We start from the raw sequence: 10,300 nt of genomic DNA, 5'->3' as shown, positions 1-10,300 counted from the left end.
ACGTGGGCAGATACAGGCGGCGGTCGATCAAGGTGCGGCCGCGTTCTCCGGCATACGCGAGGAAAACACCGACCTGACAATTTTCTGTCCGCCCCCGCGGTGCCCGAATACTAGCGTTGGACGCCGGCCGAGCGGACGCCCTTCTTCAGGAATCTGGTGTCGTCCACGATCAGCACCGCGTCCGGGTCGCCGAGATGCTCCACGACGTAGTCGCGGACGTCGTCGAGGACCTCATCGGCGTCCCAGTCGCACCGGTTCAGCAGCCGGTGCATCCGATCAGGAGCCGCGTGGCCGGCCTCCTCCGCCAGCGTCCAACCGTTCTTCCGCTCCAACGGAGCGATCAGCCCCTTCATGTAAGCCAGCGCCGACTCCCGCGGCTCCGACCGAGCAAATCGGTGCACGAACCGCTCATGTAACTCGCCCAGACCCGCTGCCCACGCCCTGACCTCACCGAGTTCCCCACCCATATTCGGATCAACGACTGTCCTGGCCACCAGTCACACCAAACGCCGTTGCAGTACTAGGGCTGGATCAACCAGCACAAGCCGTACCTGTACTTCGCCAGCGACCGCAGGCTCAGACTTCAGCGCTCCCCGACGGCCCCAGCTACATCGCAGCGTTGCCCGAGCAAGGTACAAACGGCGTCTTCCCTCTCGTCTCGCCGGAGCGCAGGTCGTGCCTCTCAGCTGTCGTCAGGGAGGTCGGCCGCCTTGCACACTTCAGGCATTTCAGTGATCGTCTGTGTGCCCGCGTAGTAGCGGATGGCGTTGGGATACTTCTTGTCCTGCTCCCGGTACAGCAGGACCTGGCCTACCAGCGCGCTGATCTGCCATGAGTCGCCCATGGCAGTGGCGAGCAGGCGCAAGGCCTGATCCGCGCTGAGAGAGCCGTCCGGGAGGGCGAGCCGCACCTGGTCGAGTTCGGTTTCCCGGGGCTCGATACGGACGCCGTAGGGGAGTTGGGCTCGTAGTTGCGCGGCCATCTTGTGCGCCGTCACCTTGGAGTTTGGCTCGTCGAAGCGAACAGGCCACGACAGGTCGATGGGATGGAGCAAGTCGAAGTGGTCACCGCTGCGCCGGTGGGAGTCTCTCATCCTGCCCGCGTCGTTGTTGCCGAAGCCGCTGTTGTTCCACTGCGGAGAACGTCCCTGAGCGTGAAGGTGCTGGAGCACGAGGCGCTCCGGCGCCAGGACACTGAGGTCGTCGTCCAGTTTGAGATAGCTAAACGAGACGTCGCGGGGGCCGATATGGCAGCGTCCGCTGATCTTTCGCAGGTGTTTTCCGAGACGGACGGCGATCGAACGGTCGCCCTTTGCCGCGTAGAGGATCTCCGGGGCGTCGCTTGCCTCCCGATGCAGAAGGTAGACGCCGGGCCAGTCATCCAGCTTCTCAATATTCTCGGCCGTGAGGTCGTGGCGCGGCTGTGCGGCGAGGATCCTGAGGAAGTAGTCCACGTACTCCTGAGGGAGCAGCCGGAATCCGGTACCGCCGGCGTACGCGACGTTGCGGCTGAAGGGGTAGGACTCGACCGTGTCAGTCCCGCGCTGGTTCGGTTCGGGAAGACCGCGCGCCTTGAGCGTGCTCTTGAGCTTGGGATAGATGTCGGTCAGAGCCAGTGTCGGCGGGGCACCCGGGATGCCGCTGCGCACGACGTCGCACAGGACTTGAGTGAAGGATGTGCTGGCGGTCTCGTCTCGCGAAGGCACGTGGGCGACTTGGTCGGCTGCTGTGAGCGTATAGACACCGCGGATGTCGGTGCTGTCAACGAGTTGGCTCTCACCGACGCCCGCCAGGCCTTGGATGATCCGGCCCGAGTAACAGCAGTCGAGGATCACGAGCTTCACCTGGGCTGGGGAGTCCAGGAGAGCGCTGCGGACTTTGTCGTACTCCAGGCCGGTGAGGTCGGGATAGCGCAGTTGGGTATCACCGGCGGCCAGGCACAGAGCACCGGACCTGCTGACAACTCCATGGCCAACGAAGTAGATCAGCAGAGTCCCCGTGGTCTCCTCGGCCAGGCGGTGCAGTTCCAGGGCCAGGTCCGTAGCCCCAGCGGGGTCCTCCACAACATGCACTTGCTCCTCGGACCAGCTGCACAACTCGGGGCTGGTCAGCAGCCGGTGCATGGCGTGCAGGCTGTTGCGAGCTGCGGGCACGTCCAGGAGGGAGGGGTCCCGGTACTGGGAGACTCCGATGAGGATGGCAGCATCGTCATACTCCACCGGTGTCCTCCCCCAGGAACCTCTGGATCAGCGCCTCGGCCTCGGCGGCGTCACCGGTCTCGAGTTCCAGGGTGCGGTCGGCCCGAATGACGGAGATGCGGATCTTGGTCGGGGTACGGCGGTTTTGCAACCAGGTAGCGAGCGAGCCGGCCAAGATGGTGGCGATACCGCCGGACCCGAGGGACACCGTGAGCAGTTCGATCCCGGCACCGAGCTCGTTCTCCGCGGGTGCGGCGGGCACGACGTGGACGCGTCCCTGGAGGCCGCGTTCACCGCGGAGCCACCCGATCAGCGCCAGGCGGTCATCGAGTTCAGTCGCCGAGTCGAGCCTGATCTGAACGCCCGTCGCCCCGGTGTCCTGGGTGCCGTGCATCGCGTACTCCCCCGCTGCTGCGTACATCTGATGCCCAGGGCTGCCCCAGGCCAGTACAAGGAGTAACCCTACGTGCGCGTGCCCGCCCCGCTCAGCTCAGGCCCGATAAAGAGATGCCACACCACGAGACAGGGCCGACTCCGAGCCTTCACACCAGCGGTCCTCGACCGCCACTACCGGCGGCCCGTTGCCCCTGAGCAACTAACGCTCCTGCTGAGCAGATCCCGGAGATGCCACACAAGACCACAGGTCAAGCCAACCGACAGTGGCGCACCTTCAAATCAACATCAACCCTACCTGTCAGTAACTTACATCAAACTCTGCTCTCTGAAACTGAGCAACTCCCCGGTCGGCACGTGAGGACTGCTCATCCCCAAGAGAGCCGCAACACCCCTCCGGCCCGCGACGCCGTACACCAGGTCTTCGCCGCGAGGAAGTGGCGGTCCTCGCGCACATCTCCACGGAGTACTGCATCCGGCTTGAGCAGGGCAGGGCGCCACGTCCTTCGGGCGACGTCCTGGCCGCGGTCGCGGCAGCGCTGCGGCTCACCGACGCAGAGTCCGACCACCTCCACGTCCTCGCGGGCACCGCGCCGAACCGGACCGGACTGCACCGGCGCGACGTCCGCCCCAGCGTGCTCGCGCTTCTTCAGCGGCTGCCGCAGACGGCCGGTTTCGTGATGTCCGCCGCGTTCGAGGTGCTGGCGTGGAACGACCTCGCGGCAGCGCTCATGGAGGACTTCTTCCCGCTCGCCCCCGAGGACCGCAACCTCGCGCGCCGGGCCTTCCCCGGGCCGCAGCGCACCGATGCGACGCTCTACGGGATCTCCGACGCCGCCGAGTTCCGCCTCAGCGTCGTGATGCAGCTCCACGCCACCCTCGCCCGCTACCCCACCGATCCCGCGGTGAGCGGCCTTGTCGACGAACTCCGAGACGCCAGCCCCGACTTCGCCCGGCTCTGGGAACGACACGACGTACAGGCCGCGCCGATGCTCACCAAGACCTTCCGCCACCCGACCGTCGGAGAGGTCACTGTCGACTGCGACACCCTCACCCTCACCGACCGCGACCAGTACCTCGTGCTCTACAGCGCAGTGCCGGGATCCCCCGGCGCCGAGGCCCTGGCCCTGCTGAACATCCTGGGAGCACAGGCCAGTCACTACCCGCGATAGCGCCACCGGGCTGCCTAGATTGTGGTGAGAAACGCCCGGACGGCGGCGGCGAACGCGTTGGGGGCGGTGGTGTAGATGAGATGGTCGGCGTCCAGCTCGGCCGACACGGTGCCGGCGCGGCGCTCGACCATGGCACGGACCTGCTCGGGCGGGATGACCCCCTTGGTGCCGTGGGCCAGCAGGGCCGGGCAGGCAGTGGCCGTCCAGTCGTCCCAGTGGTCACCGTGGACCTGCTCCTCGGACTGGTACATCTCCTGGGGGTGGAAGGGCAGCCGCCATGTGCCGTCCGCGTTTTCCCGCAGCCGGTCGGAGAAGTACGGCGCGGCCGGGCCCAAGCCCGCGACAAGCGCGTCGCGGGTGGGCGCCCGGTAGGGCAGGTTCAGCAGGAAGCCGAAGGGGTTCGCCCCGTCCAGACCGAGGGCGGCGGGACCCTCGGCGTTAACGAGCGCGCTGACGCGCTCGGGGTGGCGGGCTGCGAACTGGTAGGCGTTGACAGCACCGAGGGAGTGGCCGAGCAGCACGATACGGTCCAGCTCCAGGTGGTCCAGGAGGGCCTGCAGGTCTGCGAGATATCCCTCCCGCGAATAGTCGGCGGCGCGGTCCGACTCCCCCTGGCCACGCTGGTCCGGGGCGATCAGCCGCCACTCGGGGCTCAACGCGCGGGCGAGGTGGGCGAACGTGGCGCCCTCGGACAGGTGACCGTGCAGCGCGACCAGCGGGCGGCCGGTCCCGCCGAAGTCGAGGTACGACAGCCGGCGGCCGTCAATGACGAGTTCGGCGCGGGTGGCGGTGTCGTTCGCGGCGATTTCGCTCATGGCAGATCCCCCTTCTCGGTTGCACTGAAAGGGACCGTAGCGAAGATTTGGGCGCACGCGCAAGACAAAAGTCTCAGGCAAGCGAATGAGGCGTTCGTCTTGCGCGGACGCAGCACCATCGAATAGCTTCCGGCCATGGGAAACCGTGAAGACCTGCTCGTCGGGGCCCGCCGCTGCCTAGAGGAGAAAGGGTGGGCGCGTACCACCGTCCGCGACATCACGGCCGCATCCGGCGGGGTCAGCATGGCTGCCATCGGCTACCACTTCGGCTCCCGCGAGGCACTGCTCAACGCCGCGCTCATCGACGCCATCGACGAATGGGGCACCCACACCGGCCGCACCCTGGCCACCTTCGGCGCGGAGGGAGCTACACCTGCCGAGCGGTACGAGGCGATGTGGGACAGGATCATCGAGTCCTTTTCCACGCACCGCACTCTGTGGCTCGCCTCGGTCGAGGCACTCGCCCAGGCTGAGCACTCCGAGGACCTGCGCCGCTACCTCGCCGGGGGCCAGGCCCAGGGACGGCGGGGCCTCGCGGCCATCCTCGGCGGCGTCGAGGAGGACGCAGTCGACGATGAAGCGGCGAGCACGCTGGGCGCCACCCAGATGGCTCTGCTCACCGGTCTGATGACGCAGTGGCTCACTGACCCCGATCGGGCCCCCACCGGCGCCGACATCGTCGCTGGTCTGCGCGCGTTGGTGCATATCGTCAGACCCGATCATCCCTGACGCTCCATCAGGCGCACGTGAATCGAGGTCGGCAGTGCCGGGAGCCCACTCGGCCGTCTCCTCAAGCACATGGCTGCCCGTGTCCCGCGACCCTACCCGCCGACGAGGACCGGTCGGCTGATCGCCGCGCTCGCCGACCAGCCGATCCCGAACCGACGGGAACGGGACAACGCGACCGTCGACGAGAACCACCCCGCGCGCCACCAGGCGGAAGCCTGAAGAGACGATGGCGTGCGGACTGCGCCCGCCAGAGCCCGGCGCACTTCAAGATCCATCGGGACCTCGGGCAGGCTCCTGGTAGGGGCCGGCCCGGAAGAGCGTGCTCCTGCGCAGACGTGGCCGGTCGTCCCGTCGGTGCGCGGTGTCGGAGCGCTCGTCCGGCGCTGAGCGTTCGGCGAGTTCCCGCAACGTCCGCAGTCGGGCAAGGACTTCGGGGCGGTTGCCGGCCCGTTTCATCCACGCGGGAAGCCGTGGGAACATCGCCGTCGCCGGCGAGGCGACACGCTGGCGCAGCACGGCGCTGACGTATGCGGTCAGCTCGTGCACGTGCTTCTCGTTGTACGCCCACAGAATGTGCCCGGCGCAGCGTGTCTGCAGCCACAACGGCTGCCGGAAGAACGGATCCTCCGTGCCGCCTGGTGTCACGCCGATGAGCGCGGCGCCCTCCGTCTCGGCTTCCCATGCGTCGGTATGACCGCATGCCGTACACACGAGGCGCCGTGGCATGAACAGCAGCTCCGCGACGAACCGGGGCGCCTCAAGATCCGGCCTGGGCACGACGAGAGCCCGGCTCCCGCACCGCGGGCACACCACCAGAATGCGATCCGTGAACTGCACCAGCCACTGCCCCGCATCGACGTGACGCGACGGACGGCTCGACTCGGGCTCCATGGCCAGCACGATGGCACACAGGCCACTGCCACGGCACCAGGGGCTCCCGCAGCACGGCAATCGCCGTCCTCGTCCGCCGGTCGGCGCTGAGCTGGCTGCATCACGCCGTGTTCCGTACTGGTACCGGCTGCTCCCCGGGCGCTGCTTCGCCGCGTCGAGCGCGCTCCTCACGGGCCCGGTACAGCGCCTGGGCATGAACGGTGCCGGCGGGACGGCGGCGTTCGGTCCACGCGTCCTCCGTGCCGTGCCTGTCGTCAAACGATGGCGAGCTCAAGCGGTCAGCGCATCACTGCTGTTCAGGAGGTCGGCGTAGGCCTCTGCCGGAGTGCGGTCAGTCCGCTCCGCGGTGACGGTCCGCCCGGTGCCGGCAGCTACAGCCGGGCGGCCTGACCAGCCGCCCGGCTGGAATGGGGGTCAGGCGTTCCAGATGCCGGTTGCCGCGGTCTCCCTGGCGTACTGGGAGAAGTCCTTGGGCTCGCGGCCGAGGGCTTCCTGGACTCCGTGAGCGAGCTGCCGGTGCGGTGCGGTGGGATCGGAGGCGAACACCTCGGCGAAACCGGGTTCGTCTCCGGGGTTCGTCTCCGGGATGAGCGCGGTGTAGGTGATCTGGCGTCCGGTGGCGGCGGACAGTTCCGCGGCGATGTCGGCGAAACTCATCAGGCGGGGCCCGGACAGCTCGTAGGTCTTGCCGTGGTGGCGGTCTTCGGTGAGGGCAGCGACCGCCACATCGGCGATGTCGTCGGCGTCGATGAAGCCCTCGGTCCAGTCACCGGCCGGCAGGGCGAGTTCGCCGGCGCGGATGGCGTCGAGGAAGAACGCCTCGCTGAAGTTCTGGTTGAACCAGCCCGCGCGCACCACGGTCCATTCCACACCGGCGGCCTTGACGTTCTCCTCGCTGGCCTGGGAAACGCTGTCCCCCCGGCCCGACAGCAGGACCAGACGCCGCGTCCCGCAGTCGGCCGCGGTCTGGGAAAGGGCACCGATCTGCTCGGCGTAATCCGGCTGGAACGGGTCGGGGTGGACGATGTAGACGCGGTCGGCCCCCTCCAGTGCGGGCTTCCAGGTCGCCGGGTCTTCCCAGGCGAACGGAGGGTGGCCGGAGCGGGAGCCGATACGGACCGGGCGGCCGAGGGCGGTGAGCCGGTCGACGACGCGGCGACCGGTCTTGCCGGTGCCCCCGATGACAAGGGTGAGCTGCGTGGATGCAGACATGGGCTTCTTCTCCCGATCGCTGGACTGGGCTGCCCACTCATTGCGAGTGGACGCCGTGAACTAACTATACGGCGTGAAGTTTCCGAACGGCAGACAGTCCGGTGACGCTGTAAAGTTGCGGGATGGCGACCATGGGGCGGCGCGAACGCCTGCGCACCGAGACGACGGCCGAGATCAAGAGTGTGGCGCTGGAGCTGATGGCCGCCGGCGGCCCGGGGGGCATCACCCTGCGGGCCATCGCCCGCCGGATGGGCATGACCCCCAATGCCCTCTACGGCTACTTCGCCACCCGCGACGACCTGGTCACCGCCCTCATCGATGACGTCTACACCTCGCTCGCCGACGCCGTCGACGTCCCCGTCCAGGCGGCCGACCTGGACACCGGTGGCCGGATCAGGGCCTGGGCCCACGCCCTGCGGACCTGGGCGCTGGCCAACCCCGAGGGCTTCCGTCTCATCTACGGCGACGCTGTGCCCGGATATCAGCCCCCCGAGGGAGGCGCCGCCCCGCAGGCCGAACTACGTTTCTGCACCGGCCTGCTCGTCCTGGCCGCCGCCGCCTGGCCCCATGCCGAGCACCTGTACGTCGACAGCGACTTCCACTGGTCCGATTTCGACCCCGGACTCCTCGACCAGGTTCGTCCGGCCTTCCCCGACCTCCCGCCCGCCGTCGTCGCCCTGACCCTGCGCATCTGGGGCCACCTGCACGGCCTGATCAGCCTGGAGGTCCACGGGCACCTCCACGCCCGCACCACCCGCCTGGACAAGCTCTACGACGACGACGTCACCCAGCTTCTGCGCTCTCTGAACCTTGAGCGGCACCCCGCGGCGAGCGGCGGTCCGGACGGCCGGTAGGCCGGCGCGACCAGGCCGTGGCAGCGTGGACCGGCTCAGTTCTTCTCACCGCCCACGGCCTGGTCCTGGAAATGCTCGCCGGACCTCTGCCCGGGATGTACGACCTCAGCGGCCCCGGCCACCTGCTGTTCGTCTTCTTCGCGGCGATGACGGAAGACCGAACGGGAGAACATCCGGGAGTCGACCCTCGAAGGACTCGGCGCGGGCTCGGGCAATACTGGGCAATCCGGGTGATGCCGATGGCCGGTCCGGCCGGGGCGCGGCGGGTGACGTGGTGAGGCCGCTCCGGGCAGACGTATGTTCGTGCTGGTTCCGGGAATCCTCCAGGCCCCGGACCGACCAGCCCGCGAGGGCTGGCGCTTCGTCACCTTCCTGCACCGCATGCGACGTGGGCTGAGGGTGATGCGGGTCCGTGCCCTGCCTCGTCGTCAGTGAATCCCGCAGAATCCCTCCGACTGGCCGAGTTCGCCCCTCCCGCGACCGAGTATCGGGGAACCCGGATCGGGTATCAGGACTCCTCCTCCTCGGCGGCGAGCGAGGCGGGCGTGGACGTCGATGACGATGCCGCCGGTCGTCGCTGCCTTCTCCCTCGCCTTGGCCCGGATCTGCGGCTGCCACCGCTGCTTGACCTCGGATTCCAGCCGGGCGGCGAGGTCGGTGCGGACCAGCTCTTGGTCGTCGTCGATGCCGGCGGTTCCGCATCCAAAGCGCTGGTCAAGGGCGTCGGGCGCGCGGGGAGGCCCGGCCGCGGCGGGGGTTCCGCGTCTCGCCCAGGCCGGTGACTGCGTGCGGTACGCACCGTCGGCAAGGCCGCCCTTCCCCATGGCCCCGTAATGCAGGAAAAGGGGAAGCCTCGGAGACTGGGAGCGGAGGTTCCCTGCCAGGCTGGACGAAGTGCTTGCCTGAGTGGATGCGGGATGTGCTGTGAACTGGACGTGGACGAGCGGCGTCGTGAGCGCCTTCGGGGCGAGAGGATGAACACCCCCGGAGCCCCGGAGCCCGGAGCGCCGGCGGACAGCGGCCCCGGGCCTCACTCCCCGGCGGAGCAGGCGGCGCTCCGCCGTGTAACGGAGCGGCTCAAGGCATCCTTCCCCGCCGTGGACTCCGACACCGTGGACGCCCTCGTGCGAACAGCCCACGAAGCACTGCGCCATGCGAAAGTCCGCGCCTACGTGCCCGTTCTGGTCGAGCGCAGGGCCAGAATCGCTCTTGCCGTCATCGCGGCGGAGACCAGGAGCAGCCGGAGCAGCGGAAGCCCGCAGCGGGCGGAGACGGATCCGGCGTGAACCACCGGGGCCCGTGTCAGCGGTCCGCTGACACGGGCCCGTTCGCCGGTGGGCTCAGGCTCTGGTCCGCAGAGCATCTGGCTGCCCGACGGCTGGGACCCCGCCTTCCGGCCCGCATGCTCTCGCCGCGCCCGATGCCGCGCCCGATGCCGCGCCTGGGCGTTGACGGCGTCACCCCGGCGTGCCGCGATGTCTGCGGAAACCGGATGGACAGCGTCATGTTCCGGCCGGTACGCGGCGTGCACGGCCCGGTGGTATGCCCACCGGGCCGTGCGGGACCATCAGCGGACAATCAGGAAATCTCCAGGCTCTGGTACTTTGCGGTCACCCTCATGGCCCCCCCTCCCCCGAGTTCCACCTTGGTCACCAAGGGGTTGACGTATCTGTACGCCCTCACTGGGGTGCCCTCAAAGTCGTTCACGCGGATGATGGCCCAGCTGGGGTGCTGTCCCCTTCCCGCGATCCAGTCGTCGACGGCGAAACTGCGAAATTCGCCGCGATTGAAGGCAACGGTCTTTGCGGCGGGGTCAATACTGACATCCCACGGGTGTTCGAGGCCGCCGGTGGACAGCTCCAAGTTGTAGGGGTAGACGGCCGCAGCCGTGGGGTTCGACTCCGGCTGTCCCTTGGCGTTGGCGTAGGTTCCTGTGCCCATCACGCTCATGAGGGCAAGGGCAAGGGCCAGGGCCGCGACCATGAGTACCGCCCGAGATCGGCGAATCGCCAATCCGGCCACACGATCAGACATACG

At 68.4% G+C, this 10,300-nt stretch carries 10 protein-coding genes and 3 pseudogenes; 5 read left to right on the top strand and 8 right to left on the bottom strand.

All coding sequences use genetic code 11. From position 1 onward, the window contains the following. The 3 genes and pseudogenes from ACFXPL_RS14535 to ACFXPL_RS14525 all read right to left on the bottom strand — a co-directional run. Positions 1-467, bottom strand: a pseudogene (locus tag ACFXPL_RS14535) (IS701 family transposase); the annotation flags it as partial. Positions 468-682: 215 nt separating this feature from the next. Further along, positions 683-2,218: a caspase domain-containing protein gene (locus tag ACFXPL_RS14530; protein WP_384917864.1), complete on the bottom strand. Its 1,536-nt coding sequence runs from the start codon at positions 2,216-2,218 to the stop codon at positions 683-685. After that, positions 2,208-2,591, bottom strand: coding sequence for a hypothetical protein (locus ACFXPL_RS14525; RefSeq protein ID WP_384917861.1), 384 nt, complete (start codon positions 2,589-2,591; stop codon positions 2,208-2,210). The genes ACFXPL_RS14530 and ACFXPL_RS14525 overlap by 11 nt, the downstream gene beginning before the upstream one ends. A gap of 388 nt (positions 2,592-2,979) precedes the next feature. Here ACFXPL_RS14525 and ACFXPL_RS14520 point away from each other — a divergent pair. Continuing rightward, positions 2,980-3,762, top strand: a pseudogene (locus tag ACFXPL_RS14520) (helix-turn-helix transcriptional regulator); the annotation flags it as partial. A 14-nt stretch (positions 3,763-3,776) separates the two neighbouring features. Here ACFXPL_RS14520 and ACFXPL_RS14515 read toward each other — a convergent pair. Next, complete coding sequence (locus ACFXPL_RS14515; protein WP_384917858.1) at positions 3,777-4,577, bottom strand: alpha/beta fold hydrolase; 801 nt, start codon at positions 4,575-4,577, stop codon at positions 3,777-3,779. A 135-nt stretch (positions 4,578-4,712) separates the two neighbouring features. Here ACFXPL_RS14515 and ACFXPL_RS14510 point away from each other — a divergent pair, with 135 nt between their 5' ends. Both ACFXPL_RS14510 and ACFXPL_RS14505 read left to right on the top strand, forming a co-directional pair. After that, positions 4,713-5,306, top strand: a complete 594-nt coding sequence (locus ACFXPL_RS14510; RefSeq protein ID WP_384917855.1) for a TetR/AcrR family transcriptional regulator — start codon at positions 4,713-4,715, stop codon at positions 5,304-5,306. Between the two features lie 69 nt (positions 5,307-5,375). Continuing rightward, entirely contained in the window at positions 5,376-5,525 is a 150-nt protein-coding gene (locus tag ACFXPL_RS14505; RefSeq protein WP_384917852.1) for a hypothetical protein, read from the top strand. 45 nt (positions 5,526-5,570) lie between these two features. Here the strand turns inward: ACFXPL_RS14505 and ACFXPL_RS14500 are convergent, their stop codons facing one another. Together ACFXPL_RS14500 and ACFXPL_RS14495 are read right to left on the bottom strand one after the other, a co-directional pair. Beyond that, positions 5,571-6,197 (bottom strand): hypothetical protein, encoded by a 627-nt coding sequence (locus ACFXPL_RS14500; protein WP_384917849.1) that lies wholly within the window; start codon positions 6,195-6,197, stop codon positions 5,571-5,573. Between the two features lie 414 nt (positions 6,198-6,611). Further along, positions 6,612-7,409 (bottom strand): NmrA family NAD(P)-binding protein, encoded by a 798-nt coding sequence (locus tag ACFXPL_RS14495; protein ID WP_384917847.1) that lies wholly within the window; start codon positions 7,407-7,409, stop codon positions 6,612-6,614. Between the two features lie 122 nt (positions 7,410-7,531). Here ACFXPL_RS14495 and ACFXPL_RS14490 point away from each other — a divergent pair, with 122 nt between their 5' ends. Beyond that, positions 7,532-8,263, top strand: coding sequence for a TetR/AcrR family transcriptional regulator (locus ACFXPL_RS14490; RefSeq protein WP_384917844.1), 732 nt, complete (start codon positions 7,532-7,534; stop codon positions 8,261-8,263). A 536-nt stretch (positions 8,264-8,799) separates the two neighbouring features. Here the strand turns inward: ACFXPL_RS14490 and ACFXPL_RS14485 are convergent. After that, positions 8,800-8,925 (bottom strand): annotated as a pseudogene (locus ACFXPL_RS14485) (XRE family transcriptional regulator); the annotation flags it as partial. A gap of 312 nt (positions 8,926-9,237) precedes the next feature. Here ACFXPL_RS14485 and ACFXPL_RS14480 point away from each other — a divergent pair. Continuing rightward, positions 9,238-9,549, top strand: a complete 312-nt coding sequence (locus tag ACFXPL_RS14480) for a three-helix bundle dimerization domain-containing protein (protein WP_384917841.1) — start codon at positions 9,238-9,240, stop codon at positions 9,547-9,549. Positions 9,550-9,841: 292 nt separating this feature from the next. On the opposite strand, the gene ACFXPL_RS14475 is transcribed toward ACFXPL_RS14480, so the two are convergent. Next, positions 9,842-10,297 (bottom strand): hypothetical protein, encoded by a 456-nt coding sequence (locus tag ACFXPL_RS14475; protein ID WP_384917838.1) that lies wholly within the window; start codon positions 10,295-10,297, stop codon positions 9,842-9,844. Between the last annotated feature and the right edge of the window lie 3 nt (positions 10,298-10,300).

Origin of the sequence: Streptomyces sp. NPDC059092 (assembly GCF_042756365.1) — a bacterium.
In the GTDB taxonomy this organism is placed as follows: domain Bacteria; phylum Actinomycetota; class Actinomycetes; order Streptomycetales; family Streptomycetaceae; genus Streptomyces.
The sequence above is the reverse complement of the archived record's forward strand: the minus strand, read 5'-3'. Positions and strand labels throughout refer to the sequence as shown.